Raw genomic sequence first — 19,833 nt, 5'->3', positions numbered from 1 at the left:
TTGGCTGTATTTGCTAACAGGGCGAGGCGCAACCGTTTGTCCCCGCCTTCAAATTGCCTGCTGTTTTTTTACCCGTTTTCAGTAGGGTGACTTCTTGAGTTTGACCCACTAGAATGCATGCCCTTGATTCTTGGGTCGGAAACGGCCGGCTAACGTCTGTGCAACGAGGAATATCCATGCAAGTTTCTGTTGAAAATACTACTGCTCTTGAGCGCCGCATGAGCATCACCGTGCCGGCCGAGCGCATCGAGACTCAGGTCAACAAGCGTCTGCAGCAGACTGCCCAAAAGGCCAAGATTGCTGGCTTCCGTCCAGGCAAAGTGCCAATGAGCGAAATCAAGCGCCGTTTCGGTGCCGATGCGCGCCAGGAAGCTATTGGCGACGTGATCCAGTCCTCCTTCTACGAAGCTGTGGTTGAGCAGAAGCTGAACCCGGCTGGTTCGCCGTCGATCGAGCCTAAGTCGCTCGAAGCTGGCAAGGACCTGGAATACGTTGCCGTATTCGAAGTGTTCCCTGAGTTCACCGTTGCCGGTTTCGACGGTATCAACGTAGAGCGCCTGAGCGCCAATGTTGAAGATGCCGATCTGGACAAGATGCTGGACATCCTGCGCAAGCAGAACACCCGTTTCGAAGTGGCCGATCGCGCCGCTCAGAACGAAGACCAGCTGAACATCGATTTCGTTGGCAAGGTTGACGGCGAAGTGTTCGCTGGCGGTTCCGCCAAAGGTACTCAGCTGGTTCTGGGTTCCGGCCGCATGATCCCTGGCTTCGAAGACGGCCTGGTTGGCGCCAAGGCAGGCGAAGAGCGCGTTCTGAACCTGACCTTCCCTGAGGACTATCAGAACCTGGACCTGGCTGGCAAAACCGCTGAGTTCACCGTGACCGTGAACAGTGTTTCCGAACCAAAACTGCCAGAGCTGAACGAAGAGTTCTTCGCTCAATTCGGCATCAAGGAAACCGGTCTGGAAGGCTTCCGCGCCGAAGTTCGCAAGAACATGGAGCGCGAGCTGCGTCAGGCTATCAAGTCCAAGGTCAAGAATCAGGTAATGGATGGTCTGCTGGCCACCAACCCGATCGAAGTGCCAAAAGCTCTGCTGTCCAACGAAGTTGACCGTCTGCGCGTGCAGGCCGTTCAGCAGTTCGGTGGCAACATCAAGCCTGACCAACTGCCGGCTGAACTGTTCGAAGAGCAGGCCAAGCGTCGCGTTGTGCTGGGTCTGATCGTGGCTGAAGTGGTCAAGCAATTCGACTTGAAGCCTGACGAAGCTCGCGTTCGCGAAATGATTCAGGAAATGGCTTCCGCTTACCAAGAGCCTGAGCAAGTTGTGTCCTGGTACTACAAAAACGACCAGCAACTGAACGAAGTCCGTTCGGTTGTGCTGGAAGAGCAAGTTGTGGATACTGTTCTGCAGAAAGCTAGCGTGACCGACAAATCGGTCTCTTACGAAGAAGCGGTCAAGCCGGTGGAAGCTCCACAAGCCGACTAAATTGTTTTTGCGTTAGAAGTACACACCATAAGCCAGCCTTCGAGCTGGCTTATGCGTATTCAAGACATAACTTTTGGGAGTGACTGCAGAGCATGTTCCGTAATTCTTATATTCAGCAGAACTCTGATATCCAGGCCGCAGGCGGCCTGGTCCCGATGGTTGTCGAGCAGTCTGCTCGTGGCGAGCGCGCCTATGACATTTACTCGCGTCTTCTCAAGGAGCGGGTGATCTTTCTGGTGGGGCCGGTAGAGGACTACATGGCCAACCTGATCTGTGCGCAATTGCTGTTCCTTGAAGCGGAAAACCCGGACAAGGACATCCATCTCTATATCAATTCCCCGGGCGGTTCGGTGACGGCGGGCATGTCGATCTATGACACCATGCAGTTCATCAAGCCAAATGTGTCGACCACCTGTATCGGCCAGGCGTGCAGCATGGGTGCATTCCTGCTGACGGCCGGTGCACCTGGCAAGCGTTTCTGCCTGCCGAACTCTCGCGTGATGATTCACCAGCCTCTGGGTGGTTTCCAGGGCCAGGCTTCGGATATCGAAATCCATGCCAAGGAAATCCTGTTCATCCGTGAGCGTCTCAACACGCTGATGGCACAGCACAGTGGTCGCACCCTCGAAGAAATCGAGCGCGATACCAATCGCGATAACTTCATGAGTGCTACCGCCGCCCGTGATTATGGTCTGATCGATGAAGTGATCACCCAGCGCCCCGCTTAAAATAAGCAGCTCAAAATAAGGCTGGTCGGCTGGTCCGATCACCAGCGGGCTTGAAAAAGCCCGCAATAGCCTTCATCTTGTGTTGCAAGCCTATCGGATTTGGATCGAACGAATGACTGACACCCGCAACGGCGAGGACAACGGCAAGCTGCTCTATTGCTCCTTCTGTGGCAAAAGCCAGCATGAAGTACGCAAATTGATTGCCGGCCCCTCGGTCTTTATCTGCGACGAGTGCGTCGACCTGTGCAATGACATCATCCGTGAGGAGGTGCAGGAAGCCCAGGCCGAGAGCAATGCGCATAAATTGCCTTCGCCCAAAGAAATCAGCGGCATCCTTGATCAGTATGTGATTGGTCAGGAGCGTGCGAAAAAGGTTCTGGCCGTAGCGGTGTACAACCACTACAAGCGTCTGAACCAGCGTGACAAAAAGAATGATGACGTCGAGCTCGGCAAGAGCAACATCCTGCTGATCGGCCCGACAGGCTCGGGCAAAACCCTGCTTGCCGAAACACTGGCCCGCTTGCTGAACGTTCCGTTCACCATCGCCGACGCAACCACCCTCACCGAGGCGGGTTACGTGGGTGAAGATGTCGAGAACATCATTCAGAAGCTGTTGCAGAAGTGCGATTACGACGTGGAAAAGGCTCAGATGGGCATTGTCTACATCGATGAGATCGACAAGATCTCTCGCAAGTCTGACAACCCGTCAATCACCCGGGACGTTTCCGGTGAAGGCGTGCAGCAGGCCCTGCTCAAGCTGATCGAAGGCACGGTCGCTTCCGTTCCGCCTCAAGGTGGTCGCAAGCATCCGCAGCAGGAGTTCCTTCAGGTTGATACCCGTAACATCCTGTTCATCTGTGGTGGTGCGTTCTCCGGCCTGGAAAAGGTCATTCAGAACCGTTCCACCAAGGGTGGCATTGGTTTCAGTGCGGAAGTTCGCAGCAAGGAAGAAGGCAAGAAAGTCGGTGAGTCCCTGCGTGAAGTCGAGCCTGATGACCTGGTCAAGTTCGGTCTGATCCCGGAATTCGTTGGTCGCCTGCCGGTCCTGGCAACGCTGGATGAGCTGGATGAGGCTGCGCTGATGCAGATTCTCACCGAGCCGAAAAACGCACTGACCAAGCAGTACGCCAAGCTGTTCGAGATGGAAGATGTGGATCTGGAATTCCGCGCCGACGCGCTGAAGGCAGTTGCCAAGCGCGCGCTGGAGCGTAAAACCGGTGCTCGTGGGCTGCGTTCCATTCTTGAAGGTGTATTGCTCGACACTATGTATGAAATCCCCTCGCAATCCGAGGTGAGTAAAGTAGTGATCGACGAAAGCGTTATAGAAGGCAAGTCCAAGCCACTGTTTATCTATGAAAACAGTGAGCCGGCTGCCAAGGCCGCGCCAGACGCCTAAGCGTCACGCAGCCGGTACAAAGAAGGGGCCTTCGGGCCCCTTTGCTTTTTGCATGTTTTACACAGTCTTTGTGCTTGTTTTTTTTGAAGGCTGCCCCCATCTTGGTTTCAAGCTTACTTCCATCTGTTTCCGGCCTTGTGGCCGCCGTAGAGGCGAAATCATGAAGACAACCATCGAATTGCCTCTCCTGCCATTGCGTGATGTCGTGGTTTATCCGCACATGGTTATCCCGCTGTTCGTGGGACGCGAGAAATCCATCGAAGCCCTCGAGGCAGCGATGACGGGCGATAAGCAGATCCTTCTGCTGGCTCAGAGAAACCCTGCTGACGACGATCCCGGTGAAGATGCACTTTATCGCGTAGGTACGATAGCGACCGTCCTGCAGCTGCTGAAGCTGCCTGACGGCACGGTCAAGGTTCTGGTCGAAGGCGAGCAGCGGGGCGCCGTGGAGCGCTTCAGCGAAGTGGACGGCCATTGCCGTGCCGAAGTCTCGTTGATCGATGAGGTCGACGCGCCTGAGCGCGAGTCGGAAGTGTTCGTTCGCAGCCTGCTGTCCCAGTTCGAACAATATGTGCAGTTGGGCAAGAAAGTTCCCGCCGAGGTCCTGTCGTCGCTCAACAGCATCGACGAGCCCGGACGCCTGGTCGATACCATGGCCGCACACATGGCCCTGAAAATCGAGCAGAAGCAGGAAATCCTCGAAATTATCGATCTGTCGGCACGGGTCGAGCACGTTCTGGCGTTGCTGGATGCCGAAATCGATCTGCTGCAAGTTGAAAAACGCATTCGCGGTCGCGTCAAAAAGCAAATGGAGCGCAGTCAGCGCGAGTACTACCTGAATGAGCAGATGAAGGCCATCCAGAAAGAACTCGGCGACAGCGACGAAGGCCATAACGAAATCGAGGAGCTGAAAAAGCGTATCGATGCTGCTGGTCTGCCAAAAGACGCGCTGGCCAAGGCCCAGGCCGAGTTGAACAAGCTCAAGCAAATGTCGCCAATGTCCGCGGAAGCAACCGTGGTGCGTTCGTACATCGACTGGCTGGTTCAGGTGCCGTGGAAGGCTCAGAGCAAGGTTCGTCTGGATCTGGCGCGTGCCGAAGACATCCTCGATGCCGACCACTACGGTCTGGAAGAAGTCAAAGAGCGGATTCTCGAATACCTCGCCGTGCAAAAGCGCGTGAAGAAAATTCGTGGTCCCGTGTTGTGCCTGGTAGGTCCTCCTGGGGTGGGTAAAACCTCTCTGGCAGAGTCGATCGCCCACGCCACCAACCGCAAATTCGTGCGTATGGCCCTCGGCGGTGTGCGCGATGAAGCGGAAATCCGTGGCCATCGCCGTACTTACATCGGGTCGATGCCAGGAAGATTGATTCAAAAAATGACAAAGGTGGGCGTCCGCAACCCGCTGTTCCTGCTCGATGAAATCGACAAAATGGGCAGCGACATGCGTGGCGATCCGGCCTCGGCGTTGCTGGAAGTGCTCGATCCCGAGCAGAACCACAACTTCAACGATCACTATCTGGAAGTCGATTACGACCTGTCGGATGTGATGTTCCTGTGCACCTCGAACTCCATGAACATTCCGCCGGCGTTGCTGGATCGGATGGAAGTGATTCGTCTGCCGGGCTACACCGAAGACGAGAAGATCAACATCGCCGTCAAATACCTTTCGCCCAAGCAGATTCAGGCCAACGGCTTGAAAAAAGGCGAGCTGGAATTCGACGAGGACGCGATCCGCGACATCATCCGCTACTACACCCGCGAGGCTGGTGTGCGTGGCCTGGAGCGCCAGATTGCCAAGGTTTGCCGCAAGGCGGTCAAAGAGCATGCGCTGGAAAAACGCTTCTCGGTGAAGGTCACGGCAGACGCGCTGGAACACTTCCTGGGCGTGCGTAAATTCCGTTATGGCCTGGCCGAGCAGCAGGACCAGATCGGTCAGGTGACCGGGTTGGCCTGGACTCAGGTGGGCGGCGAATTGCTGACCATCGAAGCCGCTGTGGTGCCGGGCAAAGGGCAGTTGATCAAGACGGGTTCCTTGGGTGATGTGATGGTCGAATCGATCACCGCAGCCTTGACCGTGGTGCGTAGCCGCGCGAAGAGCCTGGGGATCCCCCTGGACTTCCACGAGAAGCGCGACACCCATATCCACATGCCGGAAGGGGCGACGCCGAAGGACGGCCCTAGCGCAGGCGTAGGCATGTGCACGGCGCTGGTATCGGCCCTGACCAGCATTCCAGTGCGTGCGGATGTGGCGATGACCGGTGAAATTACCTTGCGTGGTCAGGTATTGGCGATCGGTGGTTTGAAAGAAAAACTGCTCGCGGCTCACCGGGGTGGAATCAAGACTGTGATCATTCCCGAAGAGAATGTTCGCGATTTGAAGGAGATTCCTGACAATATCAAGCAAGATCTCCAGATTAAACCGGTTAAATGGATTGACGAGGTCCTGCAAATTGCGCTGCAATACGCGCCGGAGCCCTTGCCGGATGTGGCTCCAGAGATTGTCGCGAAGGATGAAAAACGCGAGTCCGATTCTAAGGAAAGAATTAGCACGCATTAGTACGTATTTGCCTGGGGGGCTTTCTTGACAGCTTTTTAGAGCCCTTGTTATAAAGCGGCTCTTAAGTGTCTGTAGGCCATTCAGCACTCGTTTTTGCTTTCACCAAAAAAACTTAGAATCATACTCAAATAGATATAAGGGGACTTAGAGTGAACAAGTCGGAACTGATTGATGCTATCGCTGCATCCGCTGATATCCCGAAAGCTGCTGCTGGCCGTGCGCTGGACGCTGTAATCGAATCCGTCACTGGCGCTCTCAAGGCTGGCGACTCTGTTGTTCTGGTTGGTTTCGGCACCTTCTCCGTAACTGATCGTCCAGCTCGCATTGGTCGTAACCCACAGACCGGTAAGACACTGGAAATCGCAGCAGCCAAAAAACCAGGTTTCAAAGCCGGTAAAGCACTGAAAGAAGCTGTCAACTAAGTTCGATTCAGGTTTTTGCCTATCCGGGTCGGGGTCATGCCTGACCTGGCAGCGGAGCGGTAGTCCAGTCGGCAGGTCGCCGGTCCGAGACACCGAGGCTCGCAAGTTCGAGTCATCGGTCCGCTCCGCCAGTTACGAGAAGGCGCATCCTCGGATGCGCCTTTCTTCTATCCGGATTCTACCCACGCTCCACGGTTGCCTAATTTTGAAGTTCAACCGTTTATGGGGGACGCATGCTGCAGAACATCAGGGACAATTCACAAGGCTGGATTGCCAAGACCATTATCGGGGTCATCGTAGTACTGATGGCTTTGACCGGTTTCGACGCCATTTTTCAGGCCGCGACGCACAAAAATGAGGCGGCGAAGGTCAATGGTGAAGAAATCAGCCAGAACGAGCTGAGCCAGGCGGTCGATATGCAACGCCGTCAACTCATGCAACAGCTGGGCAAGGATTTCGATGCATCCTTGCTCGACGAAAAGATGCTGCGCGAATCGGCCCTCAAAGGTCTGATCGATCGTAAGCTGCTGCTGCAGGGCGCCGAAAACTCGAAATTCGCTTTCTCCGAAGCGGCTCTGGATCAGGTCATCCTGCAAACGCCTGAGTTCCAGGTGGATGGCAAGTTCAGTCCTGAGCGTTTCGATCAGGTTATTCGTCAACTCGGTTACAGCCGTATGCAATTCCGCCAGATGCTGGCGCAGGAAATGCTGATCGGCCAGCTGCGCGCCGGTCTGGCGGGCAGCGGTTTCGTCACCGATACACAGGTTCAAGCCTTCGCCCGTCTGGAAAAGCAGACCCGTGATTTCGCTTCCCTGAACATCAAGGCTGACCCGGCTGCGGTCAAGCTGACCGATGATGAAGTCAAGGCCTACTACGACGAGCACGCCAAGGAGTTCATGACGCCGGATCAGGTGGTCATCGATTACCTGGAGCTGAAAAAGGCTTCCTTCTTTGATCAGGTCGGCGTCAAGGACGAAGACCTGCAAGCGGCGTATCAGAAAGAAATCGCGAATCTGTCCGAGCAACGCCGGGCCGCGCACATTCTGATCGAAGTGAACGACAAGACCACTGAGGCGCAAGCCAAGGCCAAGATCGACGATGTCCAGGCCCGTCTGGCCAAAGGCGAGAAGTTCGAAGCCCTGGCCAAGGAGTTCTCCCAGGATCCGGGGTCGGCGAACAATGGCGGCGACCTGGGTTATGCAGGTCCTGGCGTCTACGATCCTGCGTTCGAAAAAGCCCTGTATTCGCTGGCCAAGGATCAGGTTTCCGAGCCGGTTCGCACCGATTTCGGTTTCCACCTGATCAAGCTGCTGGGTGTGGAAGCGCCTGAAGTGCCGACGTTCGCCAGCCTGAAAGACAAGCTGACCCGCGAGCTGAAAGCCCAGCAGGTTGAGCAGCGTTTTGTCGAAGCCACCAAGCAACTGGAAGACGCGTCGTTCGAAGCTTCCGATCTGGCCCAGCCGGCACAGGACCTGAAGCTGACCGTTCACACCTCCAAGCCGTTCGGTCGTGAAGGTGGTGAGGGCGTTACAGCCAACCGTGCCGTGATCACCGCCGCGTTCAGCCCGGAAGTGCTTGATGAGGGTGCCAACAGCACCGCCATCGAGCTTGATCCGGAAACCGTGATCGTGTTGCGCGCCAAGGAGCACCTCAAGCCTGCGCAATTGCCGCTGGAAGGCGTGGCTGGTCCTATTCGCGTGCAACTGGCCAAGGAGCACGCCAGTGCTGCTGCCAAGACCAAGGCTGATGAGCTGATTGCCAGCCTGCGCGATGGCAAGACTGCGCTGGACAAGGCGGTCGATGGTCAGAACTGGAAAGTGACCGAAGCGGCGACCCGTGCTCAGGAAGGGGTTGATCCAACCGTCCTGCAAGCACTGTTCCGCATGCCCAAACCTGTTGCCAAGGACAAGCCGACGTTCACCAGCGTGACCCTGTCTGATGGCAGCCTGATGATCGTGCGTCTGAATGGCGTCAACGAAGCTGCAGCGCCGACCGAAGAAGAGAAGGCTCAGTACCGTCGCTTCCTCGCTTCGCGCGTTGGTCAGCAGGACTTCGCTGCTTACCGCAAACAGCTGGAAAGCCAGGCGGACATCAAGCGTTTCTGATGTCAGGCTAAGTGCTGCGTTATACAAGAACCCCGGTCGAAAGGCCGGGGTTTTTTGTTGAGCTGCACTGACAGGCGTGTGGGACTTTTGGCAAATATCGGAGTCAACACTCCTGTAACTGTTTTAAGACACAATCGGTGCGACGCTAAGCATCGATTTGTTGCACAATACGCCCCGAACCGGTTTCCTCAGGATGTTCAATGTTTAAATCATTTCCGATGCGTGTTGCCGGGCTGGCGCTGGTGCTGGCCGCAGCGGCCGGGTGCTCGTCGAAGAAAGCCGCCATCTATGAGCATGAGAACTTCGACGACTCCGGAACGTTTTCCCGCAATTACCCTGTGACCGACGCGCAGAGCTGCGAAGCTGCGCGTCGGGCCTTGCTGAGCCAGGGCTATATCATCACCAGCAGTGATCCGAAGCTTGTCAGCGGGCACAAGAGCTTCCAGCAGACTGGCGAGAACCACATGGAAATCAGTTTCAGTGTGGTCTGTGCCGACGACGGCACCGCTGGACAACACGCTACGGTGTTCGCCAATGCCTTGCAGGACAAGTACGCACTGAAGAAAACCAACAACTCCGCCAGCCTCGGGGTAGGCGTGTTGGGTTCGGTCTCGATGCCAATCGGCTCGTCGGACGACTCAATGGTCAAGGTCGCGAGCGAAACCGTGACATCCGCCAAGTTCTACGAGCGTTTCTTCGCCCTGGTCGAGCTTTTCCTGCCCAAGGAAGCAAAAGCAGCGGCACATATCACCGATAAACCGAAAACCGATCTGGGTATGCCTGAGCCTAAGGCCGCGTCGGCTCCGTTGGCCCCACAACCGGCGACAGAACCGGCCCCGGCTGCGCAAGCGACAACGACACCGGCCGAAGCCACTCCGGCAGCGTCCGAACCGGTAGCTCCGCCGCCTGACGTCGCACCGATCACCGCGACCCCGAGTGCCGAGCCGATGCCAGTCACGGAAACGATCACGCCACCGTCCAACCCGAGCGACATCCCGCCACCTTCCGAGCCGATCCAGGCGATGCCGATCACTGGCCAGTGATCGGTGCCACGGGACCGGGCGAAACCGCACCGGTCCTGTAACCGCGGCAAAGATTGATCCGCATCAAACAGACCGCAGTCCGGCGACCTGTGTCGAAAAAATCCTGTGATAAATTCCTGACCGCCTGCTACGTTTTATCTTGTAGCGACGAAGTGTCGTGTCCGCGTCATTTTTCTTTCATTCGGGCACTTTATGCTCAAGGCGCTGGTCATTTATTCAGACGTTTGCGATGAGCTGTGGGGGATTTGAATATGGACGACTATCAAGAAGAACTGCTCGAATATCAGGCATTCGAACTGGATCCGCCGGAACCTGCGGAAGACGCTACCGAGTTGTAAGCGTCAGGCGGATTGGCGATGACTTCGGCGAAACTCGCCAGGCGTCTGAGCCGTCCAGCGTTTGAAGGCACGTTGAAACGCTTCGGCTGAGGCGAAGCCCAGCAGGTAAGCGATTTCTCCGAATGCCAGTTCAGTATCGCGAATGTATGTCATGGCCAGATCACGACGGGTGTCGTTGAGAATGGCGCGAAACTGCGTGCCTTCTTCGGCCAGTTTGCGGCGCAAAGTCCAAATAGGCAGCTTCAAACGCGTAGCCACCTCTTCCAGGTCGGGTTCCCGGCCACCATTGAGCAATGGTCCGAGCAACTGAGTGATGCGTTCACGCAGGCTGCGGGTGCGTGTCAGTTGCTCCAGTTCCCGTTCACACAACGTCAGCAGAAGGCGCCAGGTACTCGGGCAATGCTCCGGGTTGCGTTGTGCGAGGCTGGCAAGGCTCAGGCGCAGTTGATTGTGCTCGGCACCAAACTGAATCGGGCAGTCCCCCAGCACGTTGTAGGCGGCTTGATAGTCGGGTGCTTCGAACTCGATTTCGATGCGTTCGGCGTGCAGCGGGGCAGGACTCACGCTGGACAATTGCTGTAACCAGCCGGAGAGGATCGAATCCACCACGAAACGGTTATAGCTGTTGTAAGGGCTGATGGAGTAAAAACGCAGCCAGGCTCCTTGAGGGTCTTCGTGAAAGCTCGATTGACCGCGATAGTTGGAACCATACAAGGCTTCGTAACGAATCAGGCAGCGTGCCGCCTCGCGTACCGTCGGCGCCTGGGCCGCCGTGACGCCGGCCAGGCCGACCTGGCTCAGGCGACTGAACTGGCCCATCCGCAAGCCAAACCCCGGGTTGTCGGTCAACTGAATGGCACTGTGTCCCAGGCGCATGTAGCGCGGAATGGAAAGCCGGGCGCCGGCTTCGCTCAGCCGGGCGGCATCGAGGCCGTACTGCTCAAGCAGGGGCTGGGGGTCTGCACCATGGCTGCGCACGGCATCGGCCAGGCTGTGAACGATACCCACCGTGAGATCGCCGAGACGCATCGGTAGCGGTTTCATGGCTTACAACCACAGGTTCAGCAGGCGCGCGCCGCGGGCATTGCCGTCGGCGAAGTGCTGACCGTTGCTGCTGAGAAAACTCTGGCCGGCACTGCCTTGGTCCCAGAACTGCCCACGCAAGAATACGCTCATGCCGGCAATCGCTTGGCCGGAAGGGGGTTGAGTGGTCAGGGTCAGGCGATGCCAGGCCTGGCCTTCGCTGAGCTCTCCGGCCTTGAGGCTGACGGAGCCCGGTGTCGACGACCCCACATAGCCACGCCATGGTTGATCCCAGGTACCCCGGCCAGAGACGAACGCCGGGACCGCAACGATCCGTGCCTGCAACTCGTCGAGCTTGTGGTAGTTGTCCGGGTACCAGCTATCGCTACCGATCAGCACACCCAGTCGCCCGGCCGGAGTATCGACGACATTGAGCGTGTGCTCGCCATTGGCCTTGATCGCGTCCTGCTGTTCGAACACCGGGTGCATTTGCCGTTGGGGCTGGCCGATCGGCACCCCGTCTCGGCCGAACACAACGCTGGTGTTGAACAGTGCGCCGCGACCGATTTTCAGGTTTCCGTCGATGATGCTGGGTTCGGGCAGGACGATGGAGCCCGCCACCAGGGTCACGCGAAATTCCTTTGCCAGTCCGCCGAACAAGGCCTGGTAATCCTTGGCCATGCCTTTGGCTTTCATGCGCAGGTGGGCGTCATCGAGGCGGCTGCCACTCTCGGCGCTAATCAATGCACGGATGAACTTCAGTGGGTTGCTCACCGCCAGCCAGTTCATGGCTTCCTTGAGGGTGGTTGCCTGGTACAACTCATCCTTTTCACCGCTGACCATCAACCAGGTGCCGACATGCTCAGGCAGCACAACGATGGTTTTTTCGTTCAACAAGCCTTGTGCCTGGGCCTTCTGCAGATAAGCCGCGAGTTTGCGGTGCAAGCGCTCGGGACTTTGATAATCGGTGGGGAACAGCTCGGGCTGGATGCCCAGCAGGTTGCCACGATCGGCGGGGGTGCCTTGATCGATCGCGAGATCGATCCGCAGGTCCGAAAGGTAATGACCCGCCGGGCGGTCTGCCGCCCACATCGCGTAGGTCGTCAGGGCAGCGATCAACGCCATGGAGAAGGTCAGGTACAGAAATTTGCGCATGGGGAAACAGTCAACGCCGTGTGCGGGTTCGATGTCTAGGGTATGGCCCATGTCGACGCTTGCCAAGGGCTGCTGCACATTTTGATCATTAAGTTGTCATTTACGGTCATTGAGCGTCCTAGGGAGTGCTCATAGTCTGTAACACATGACTGAGGGGCGCCGGAGAGCGCCCGCATTTTTCCGTGATCGCTCGTTGTGGAGTTACCGATGACCGCCGCTCATTACCCGCACCTGTTGGCCCCGCTGGACCTGGGATTTACCACGTTGCGCAACCGCACCCTGATGGGCTCGATGCACACCGGTCTTGAGGAAAAGCCCGGTGGCTTTGAACGCATGGCAGCGTATTTCGCCGAGCGTGCCCGTGGCGGTGTCGGCCTGATGGTCACCGGCGGTATTGGCCCGAACGACGAAGGCGGCGTGTACTCCGGCGCGGCCAAGCTGACCACCGAGGAAGAAGCGCTCAAGCACCAGATCGTGACCCGCGCGGTGCATGAGGCAGGCGGCAAGATCTGCATGCAGATCCTTCACGCCGGCCGGTACGCCTATAGCCCGAAACAGGTTGCCCCAAGTGCCATCCAGGCACCGATCAACCCGTTCAAACCGAAAGAGCTGGACGAGGAAGGCATCGAGAAACAGATCCGCGATTTCGTCACCTGCTCGACCCTGGCGCAACAGGCCGAGTATGACGGCGTCGAAATCATGGGCTCGGAAGGTTATTTCATTAACCAGTTCCTCGCTGCCCACACTAACCACCGCACCGATCGTTGGGGTGGCAGCTACGAAAACCGTATGCGCCTGCCGGTGGAAATCGTCCGTCGGGTGCGTGAAGCGGTTGGTCCTAACTTCATCATTATTTTCCGTCTGTCCATGCTCGATCTGGTGGAAGGCGGCAGCACCTGGGACGAAATCGTGCAGTTGGCCAAGGCTATCGAGCAGGCCGGGGCGACCATCATTAACACCGGTATCGGCTGGCACGAAGCGCGGATTCCAACCATCGCCACCAAGGTGCCGCGTGCGGCGTTCAGCAAGGTCACGGCCAAGCTGCGCGGCGAGGTGAGCATTCCGCTGATCACCACCAACCGCATCAACACCCCGGAAGTCGCCGAGCAGATTCTGGCGGAAGGCGATGCCGACATGGTCTCCATGGCACGACCGTTCCTCGCCGACCCGGACTTCGTCAACAAGGCCGCTGAGGGCCGCGCCGACGAAATCAACACCTGCATCGGTTGCAACCAGGCATGCCTGGATCACACCTTCGGCGGCAAGTTGACCAGCTGCCTGGTGAACCCGCGGGCCTGCCACGAAACCGAACTCAACTATCTGCCCGTGCAACAGCTCAAGAAAATCGCCGTGGTCGGTGCCGGCCCTGCCGGTTTGTCCGCCGCGACGGTGGCTGCCGAGCGTGGTCATCAGGTGACGCTGTTTGATTCGGCCAGCGAAATTGGCGGCCAGTTCAATGTTGCCAAGCGTGTGCCGGGCAAGGAAGAGTTCTATGAAACCTTGCGATATTTCGGTCGCAAACTGCAAACCACTAACGTCGAGCTGTGCCTCAATACCCGCGTGGATGTGGCCAGTCTGGTCGAGGGCGGTTACGACGAGATTATCCTGGCCACTGGTATTGCGCCGCGAGTGCCGGCCATTCCCGGTGTCGGGCATGCCAAGGTGTTGAGCTACCTGGACGTGCTGCTGGAGCGCAAACCGGTGGGCAAGCGCGTCGCGGTGATCGGTGCTGGCGGTATCGGTTTCGACGTCTCGGAGTTCCTGGTTCATCAGGGTCAGGCCACCAGCCTGAACCGCGAGGAGTTCTGGAAAGAATGGGGCATTGATACGCACCTGGAAGCGCGCGGCGGTGTCGCCGGAATCAAGGCGGCACCCCATGCACCGGCCCGTGAAGTGTTCCTGCTGCAACGCAAGAAATCCAAGGTCGGCGATGGCCTGGGCAAGACCACAGGCTGGATTCACCGCACGGGCCTCAAGAACAAACAGGTGCAGATGCTCAACAGCGTCGAGTACCTAAAGATTGACGACGATGGCCTGCACATTCGTATTGGCGAAACCGGCGAACCGCAAGTGCTGCCAGTGGACAACATCGTGATCTGCGCCGGGCAGGATCCGCTGCGCGAGTTGCAGGACGGTTTGGTGGCAGCGGGGCAGAATGTGCATCTGATCGGTGGCGCGGATGTCGCGGCAGAGCTGGATGCCAAGCGGGCGATCAATCAGGGATCGCGGTTGGCGGCTGAGTTGTAATCCACAGGCCCAACTTGCCAATGGCCATCGCGAGCAGGCTCGCTTCTACAGGTATAGCGCGATCCTTGTGGGAGTGAGCCTGCTCGCGAAGGCGGCCTGTGAGCGACTAGAATGCTGGCTCTTCATGAGCTCGATCAGGCGCCAATGTTGCTCCCTCCTTCCGATTGGCTACCCAAAGCCCCCCTCGAACGTCTTCACCTCGACTGGCTCAAAACCGCTGGCATCGAAGTCGCCGTCCTGCGCCTGGACCTCATCGACCCACTGATCAGTGGCAACAAATGGTTCAAGTTGATCGAGCACCTCAGGGCGGCTGACCAGGCCGGCGCCAAAGGCATCATCAGCCTGGGCGGCGCTCACTCCAATCACCTGCATGCGTTGGCGGCTGCCGGAAAACGGTTTGGGTTTGCCACGGTCGGGCTGTTGCGTGGACATCCCCAGGAAACGCCGACGGTAAAAGACTTGCAGGCGTTTGGCATGCAGCTGCATTGGTTGGGTTATGGCGGCTATCGCGCGCGGCACGCACCGGGATTCTGGGAGCCATGGTTGGCGCAGTATCCCGATCTGTTTACGGTCCCGGAAGGTGGCGGCGGTTTGCAGGGAGCAGTGGGTTGCCTGCAACTGAAGACCATGGTCAACGAGCAACTGAACGGTCTTGCGTGGAGCGACTACGACGGATGGTGGCTGGCCTGTGGGACCGGCACAACACTGTCCGGCTTGGTGCTGGCCGAAGCGGGTGAGCATCCGGTTTACGGCGCGTTGGCGGTGCCCGACGATCATGGTGTGGCGCAGCAGGTAGAGCAGATCTTGCAAGAGGCAGGTGTCACAGGCCTGATTTATGGACTGTTCGACGCCAGCCGTGGCGGCTTTGCGAAGGTTGATCCGCTGCTGCTCGAATTCATCGATCAGACTGAGCAAGCCACGGGCATGGCGTTGGAGCCTCTGTATACCGGCAAGGCGCTGCTGGCGCTCAAGCATCAAGTCGAAGCGGGGCGGTTTGCCCCAGGCACGCGGCTGGTCTTCGTGCATACCGGCGGTTTGCAGGGGCGGCGAGGGCTCGCACACAGGGGATCAAGACTTCCCGAAGCGTTACATTAGCCCAGCGAAACCCGCCACTGCAGTACCTCAATCTAACTTCACATCGGTTGCGTTTTTGACTCCCCAAAGACCGGTCGGAAGAAACTGCGCTCATAGCTGAGGATACAGCGGGTTTCTTCCGCATACTTGAATGCGGCAATGCACTCCGGGTCGTTCATCGATTGTTGCCGGTAAGTGTCGTAAGCCGCGAGGCTGGGGAAGGTGAACATCGCCAGGGCGATGTTGTTGGCGCCCTCGGACGGCAGGAAGTAACCGTGATGCTGGCCGCCGAATTTTTCCACCAGGGGAATCCACAGCTTTCCGTAATGCTCGAATGCGTCGAGTTTGTACGGATCGAGTACATATTTCAGGTAGCAGGTGACCATCTGTTGTTCTCTCTGACAGGGTTACTGGGTGGTTGAATCATCGGGCGGGTCGCGCTGCACGCGAGCGGTAATCGGCGGTGGCTCTTCACCACTGGTATCGCGCTTGAGCCATTCGGCCGGTGGGCAGCCCACCACGTTGAGGAAAGTTCGCGAGAACGACGCCTGAGAGCTGTAGCCCACCGACGCCGCAATCACCTTGATCTGCACACCTTCACGCAACAGGTCCTGGGCCAGTTTCATGCGCCAGGTGGTGACGTAGCCCATGGGTGAAATCTCCATGATCCGGGTGAAGCACGCCGAGAATTTCGACCGGGACATGTTTGCCCATTGAGCCATTTTTTCCACGGTCCATAGTGCTTCCGGTTCCTGATGAATCCGGTTGAACACCGTCGCCAGTCGCCCGTCCTGCAGGGCATAGAGCAGGCCACTGGCGATCTTGCCCTCGATCACCGAACGCCGCACGAGCCGCACAAAGAGATATTCGAGCAGCAGGTTCAATGCCTTGGTCCGACCGGGGGCCTGGTTCTGGAATTCATCGATCAGGGTGCCGAGCAGAGGGACGAGGTTGTCCAGTTGCCGGAACGGGAACACCAGGGTTTCCTTGAGCCCGAGGGGGAAGGGTTGCAGGGAGTTTCGTCCGAAGCGGAACGAGGCGCAGACCAGCTCGGCGCCATCCGGGGAGCTGGAACGCAGCTGATAACGGCAGCTGCTGGGACAAAACAGCACACTGGGTTCGCTGATGGAAATTTTCGGTAACCCCGGCTGCACCATGTCGATACCGCCGCGACTGATCACATGGATAAACGCCATGCCCGGCGGCTTGTCGAGTACCAGCGTGCCATCCATGGGACCGGCGAAGAACAGCCGGCCCTGCAGGTGCGTGCGTTCAAAGAATTCGGAAAGGATATCCATGTTGGAGACGCCCGGGTAAAGACTCTGCACGTCCTGGCAAAAGCGGGGCAGGGCGCGACCGTAGGATGCAGCTGTCGCCGATGGTAATCAACGCGCCTGGCGGGTGCCACGGCACAGAGCGATATTTCTGCGCGATTTTCTTTCCCTGCACCGGAGTCCACCTGATGAGCAACGATCCGATTCGCACCCCGTACGCCGACCCGACAGAACCCGCGCTGCCGGACCCGGGCATGAAACTCGACCTGTCCCGCACCGCGCTGGTGGTCATCGATCCGCAGATCGACTTCCTCAGTCCCGAGGGCGTGAGCTGGGGGGTGTTCGGCAAGAGCATCGTCGAACACGACGTGGTCAATCACCTGGGACAGTTGTTCGCCGCGGCCAAAGGCGCGGGCATTACTGTCGCCGTTTCCCCGCATTACTACTATCCGTGCGATCACGAATGGCAGTTCGGCGGGCCGCTGGAAAAGGTCATGCACAGCATCTGCATGTTCGATCGCAAGGGGCCGCTGACCCTCGACGGTTTCGAAAACTCCGGTGCTGATTTCATGCCCGAGTTCAAACCGTACATTCTCGACGGCAAAACCATCATTGCCTCGCCGCACAAGGTGTACGGCCCGGAAACCAACGACCTGGCCCTGCAACTGCGCAAGAAAGGCGTGTCGCAGATCATTCTGGCGGGCATGGCGGCCAATCTCTGTGTCGAGTCGCACCTGCGTGAACTGCTGGAGCAGGGCTTCGAAGTGGCCGTGGTCCGCGACGCCACCGCCGGCCCGACTACTCCGGAAGGCGATGGTTACCTGGCGGCGCTGATCAACTACCGCTACATCGCCAACGCCCTGTGGACCACGGCGCAAACCGTGGATTATCTCAACGCCTGATCGCCGCGACCTTGTGGGAGCGAGCCTGCTCGCGAAAGCGGTGTATCAGCCGACAACATTGTTGCCTGACACTCAGCCTTCGCGAGCAGGCTCGCTCCCACACAAATGTGTAGCCGCCGTTATCGAGGGCTGTCCTCCCGGGCAGCACGGGCGAACTCGATGAAGGCCTTGAGCGTTGCCGGCACATGGCGACGGCTAGGGTAATAGAGGTGCAGTCCTGGGTAGTACGGGCACCAGTCGCCCAGCACTTGTATCAGGCTCCCATCGGCCACTTGCGCCTTGACCATGTCCTCGAAGATGTAGGCGATACCGACGCCCTGCAGCGCCGGACCGACCATCAGGCTGACGTCGCCCAGGGTCAGCGGGCCGTCGACTTCGATTTCCTCGGCAATGCCACCACGCTCGAACTCCCAGCGATACAGTGCGCCGCTGGGGAATCGATGGCGGATGCACGGCAGGCCATGCAGGTCCTCGGGTTTCTGCGGAGCCGGGTGCCGGTCAAAGAACGCGGGTGAGGCCACTACCACCGAGCGCATGTAGGCGCCAATGGGCAGGGACACCATGTCAGCCTCCAGCCGAGCCCCGAAGCGCACGCCAGCATCGAAACCGGCGGCGACCACATCCACCAGGCCATCGTCGGCCACGATCTCCAGTTTCACGTCCGGGTAGGCTTCCAGAAATCGGCTGGCCAGCGGTAGCAACACCAGCTCCGCGGCCTGGCGACCGGCGGTGATGCGCAGGTTGCCAGACGGTTTGTCGCGAAAGCTGTTGAGGTCTTCCAGGGCGTCGTCGATGTCGCGAAACGCAGGCCGTAGCCGGCTGAGCAGACGCTCTCCGGCTTCGGTCAGCCCCACGCTGCGGGTGGTGCGGTTGAACAACCTGACACCGAGGCGATTCTCCAAAGTGCGTACCGCATGGCTGAGCGCCGATGGTGTCACACCGAGTTCGACCGCCGCCCGGCTGAAATTCAGGTGACTGGCCACGCACAGAAACATCGAAAGATCAGGCGCCGAAGGTGCTTTCATTTATGAATGCCTTTCACAAAGCCATGCAAAATTGCTGGGGTTATCACATCAGTAGTGGAGTTCTAAAGTGGCGTCAACTCATCAAGAAGGCCCGGCAATCACGCTCGGGTCTATGACAGGAGGAGTTGATATGCGTACTTGGCTCATTACTGGCGCTTCCCGTGGTTTTGGCACTCTGATCGCAGAACAGGCTCTGCGTGCCGGCGACGCGGTGATTGCCACGGCTCGTAAACCCGAAGACGTCATTGCCAAACTGGGCGACCATCCCAACCTGCTGGCGGTGCGTCTGGACGTGACCCGCGAGGAGGAAGCGCATCAGGCGGTTGCCGAAGGCATCAAGCGTTTCGGACGCATCGACGTGCTGATCAACAATGCCGGGTTCGGCGTGTTGGGCGCGGTGGAAGAAACCAGCGCCAGCGAGACCGAGCGACTGTTCGCCACCAACGTTTTCGGCGTACTCAACGTGACCCGCGCGGTGCTGCCGCACATGCGTCGCCAGCGCTCCGGGCACGTGATCAACATTTCTTCCATCGGCGGCTACCAGGCCTACATGGGCTGGGGCGTCTACGGTTCCACCAAGTTTGCAGTCGAAGGCATCACCGAGGCGCTGCATCAGGAACTGGCGCCGCTGGGCATCCATGCCACGGTGGTGGAGCCGGGCTTCTTCCGCACCGACTTCCTCGATGAGCAATCGCTGGTGAAGACCGCACTGGAGTTGCCGGACTACGACGAGACGGTGGGCGCGATGCGTAAATACGCCGAGTCTGCCAACCACGCCCAGCCGGGGGATCCGGTGAAATTCGCCGAAGCCATGCTGGCTCTGGTCAACGCGCCGAAGCCGCCACAACGCCTGGCGCTGGGCAGCGACACCATCGCGCGAATCGAAGCGAAGAACCGCTTCGTTGCCAAGGAACTGGCCGAATGGAACGAACTGGCGTTGTCCACTGACTTCAAGGACTAAACCTTAACCCATCGAACCTACAGTGGGAGCGAGCCTGCTCGCGAAGACGGAGTGTCAGTCACCGATGATGTCGACTGATAGTCCGCATTCGCGAGC

16 protein-coding genes and 1 tRNA gene are annotated in these 19,833 nt (G+C 58.4%); 12 read left to right on the top strand and 5 right to left on the bottom strand.

Translation table 11 applies throughout. From position 1 onward, the window contains the following. Nucleotides 1–176 precede the first annotated feature (176 nt). The 8 genes from tig to ACSFE6_RS23530 all read left to right on the top strand — a co-directional run bounded on the left by tig (nt 177) and on the right by ACSFE6_RS23530 (nt 9,738). The gene (gene tig / locus ACSFE6_RS23565; protein ID WP_435429833.1) at nt 177–1,487 is read left to right on the top strand and encodes a trigger factor; all 1,311 of its coding nucleotides are present in this window, start codon (nt 177–179) and stop codon (nt 1,485–1,487) included. A gap of 92 nt (nt 1,488–1,579) precedes the next feature. Next, complete coding sequence (gene clpP / locus ACSFE6_RS23560; protein ID WP_175379453.1) at nt 1,580–2,215, top strand: ATP-dependent Clp endopeptidase proteolytic subunit ClpP; 636 nt, start codon at nt 1,580–1,582, stop codon at nt 2,213–2,215. Nucleotides 2,216–2,327: 112 nt separating this feature from the next. Then, complete coding sequence (clpX, locus tag ACSFE6_RS23555) at nt 2,328–3,611, top strand: ATP-dependent Clp protease ATP-binding subunit ClpX (RefSeq protein WP_435429832.1); 1,284 nt, start codon at nt 2,328–2,330, stop codon at nt 3,609–3,611. A 160-nt stretch (nt 3,612–3,771) separates the two neighbouring features. After that, on the top strand, nt 3,772–6,168 hold the full coding sequence (gene lon / locus ACSFE6_RS23550; RefSeq protein WP_435429831.1) for an endopeptidase La: 2,397 nt from the start codon (nt 3,772–3,774) through the stop codon (nt 6,166–6,168). 149 nt (nt 6,169–6,317) lie between these two features. After that, complete coding sequence (locus ACSFE6_RS23545; RefSeq protein WP_002552737.1) at nt 6,318–6,590, top strand: HU family DNA-binding protein; 273 nt, start codon at nt 6,318–6,320, stop codon at nt 6,588–6,590. A gap of 53 nt (nt 6,591–6,643) precedes the next feature. Then, nucleotides 6,644–6,721 (top strand) — tRNA-Leu (locus ACSFE6_RS23540). Between the two features lie 102 nt (nt 6,722–6,823). Then, on the top strand, nt 6,824–8,695 hold the full coding sequence (locus ACSFE6_RS23535; protein ID WP_435429830.1) for a SurA N-terminal domain-containing protein: 1,872 nt from the start codon (nt 6,824–6,826) through the stop codon (nt 8,693–8,695). A gap of 200 nt (nt 8,696–8,895) precedes the next feature. Continuing rightward, a complete protein-coding gene (locus ACSFE6_RS23530; RefSeq protein WP_435429829.1) occupies nt 8,896–9,738 on the top strand; it encodes a DUF2242 domain-containing protein in 843 nt (280 codons plus the stop codon). Nucleotides 9,739–10,079: 341 nt separating this feature from the next. Here the strand turns inward: ACSFE6_RS23530 and ACSFE6_RS23525 are convergent, their stop codons facing one another. Further along, the gene (locus tag ACSFE6_RS23525) at nt 10,080–11,120 is read right to left on the bottom strand and encodes an AraC family transcriptional regulator (protein ID WP_435429828.1); all 1,041 of its coding nucleotides are present in this window, start codon (nt 11,118–11,120) and stop codon (nt 10,080–10,082) included. A 3-nt stretch (nt 11,121–11,123) separates the two neighbouring features. Then, the gene (locus ACSFE6_RS23520) at nt 11,124–12,254 is read right to left on the bottom strand and encodes a nitrilase-related carbon-nitrogen hydrolase (protein ID WP_435429827.1); all 1,131 of its coding nucleotides are present in this window, start codon (nt 12,252–12,254) and stop codon (nt 11,124–11,126) included. A 207-nt stretch (nt 12,255–12,461) separates the two neighbouring features. On the opposite strand from ACSFE6_RS23520, the gene ACSFE6_RS23515 reads away from it, so the two are divergent. Together ACSFE6_RS23515 and ACSFE6_RS23510 are read left to right on the top strand one after the other, a co-directional pair. Then, nucleotides 12,462–14,501 carry an FAD-dependent oxidoreductase gene (locus tag ACSFE6_RS23515; RefSeq protein ID WP_435429826.1) on the top strand — a complete coding sequence of 680 codons (2,040 nt, stop codon included), beginning with the start codon at nt 12,462–12,464 and terminating at the stop codon, nt 14,499–14,501. Nucleotides 14,502–14,645: 144 nt separating this feature from the next. Then, nucleotides 14,646–15,596, top strand: a complete 951-nt coding sequence (locus ACSFE6_RS23510) for a 1-aminocyclopropane-1-carboxylate deaminase/D-cysteine desulfhydrase (RefSeq protein WP_435429843.1) — start codon at nt 14,646–14,648, stop codon at nt 15,594–15,596. Between the two features lie 38 nt (nt 15,597–15,634). On the opposite strand, the gene ACSFE6_RS23505 is transcribed toward ACSFE6_RS23510, so the two are convergent. Both ACSFE6_RS23505 and ACSFE6_RS23500 read right to left on the bottom strand, forming a co-directional pair. Continuing rightward, on the bottom strand, nt 15,635–15,961 hold the full coding sequence (locus ACSFE6_RS23505; RefSeq protein WP_435429825.1) for an NIPSNAP family protein: 327 nt from the start codon (nt 15,959–15,961) through the stop codon (nt 15,635–15,637). A 21-nt stretch (nt 15,962–15,982) separates the two neighbouring features. Continuing rightward, on the bottom strand, nt 15,983–16,873 hold the full coding sequence (locus ACSFE6_RS23500) for an AraC family transcriptional regulator (protein WP_435429824.1): 891 nt from the start codon (nt 16,871–16,873) through the stop codon (nt 15,983–15,985). Nucleotides 16,874–17,037: 164 nt separating this feature from the next. Here ACSFE6_RS23500 and ACSFE6_RS23495 point away from each other — a divergent pair, with 164 nt between their 5' ends. After that, nucleotides 17,038–17,751: a cysteine hydrolase family protein gene (locus ACSFE6_RS23495; protein ID WP_435429823.1), complete on the top strand. Its 714-nt coding sequence runs from the start codon at nt 17,038–17,040 to the stop codon at nt 17,749–17,751. 119 nt (nt 17,752–17,870) lie between these two features. Here the strand turns inward: ACSFE6_RS23495 and ACSFE6_RS23490 are convergent, their stop codons facing one another. Beyond that, complete coding sequence (locus ACSFE6_RS23490; RefSeq protein ID WP_435429822.1) at nt 17,871–18,776, bottom strand: LysR family transcriptional regulator; 906 nt, start codon at nt 18,774–18,776, stop codon at nt 17,871–17,873. 130 nt (nt 18,777–18,906) lie between these two features. Here ACSFE6_RS23490 and ACSFE6_RS23485 point away from each other — a divergent pair, with 130 nt between their 5' ends. Next, a complete protein-coding gene (locus ACSFE6_RS23485) occupies nt 18,907–19,737 on the top strand; it encodes an oxidoreductase (protein ID WP_435429821.1) in 831 nt (276 codons plus the stop codon). The last annotated feature ends 96 nt before the right edge of the window (nt 19,738–19,833 follow it).

The sequence above is a fragment of the Pseudomonas baetica genome (assembly GCF_051216495.1).
Taxonomy (GTDB): domain Bacteria; phylum Pseudomonadota; class Gammaproteobacteria; order Pseudomonadales; family Pseudomonadaceae; genus Aquipseudomonas; species Aquipseudomonas baetica_B.
This window is presented reverse-complemented; position numbering and strand designations above follow the sequence as displayed.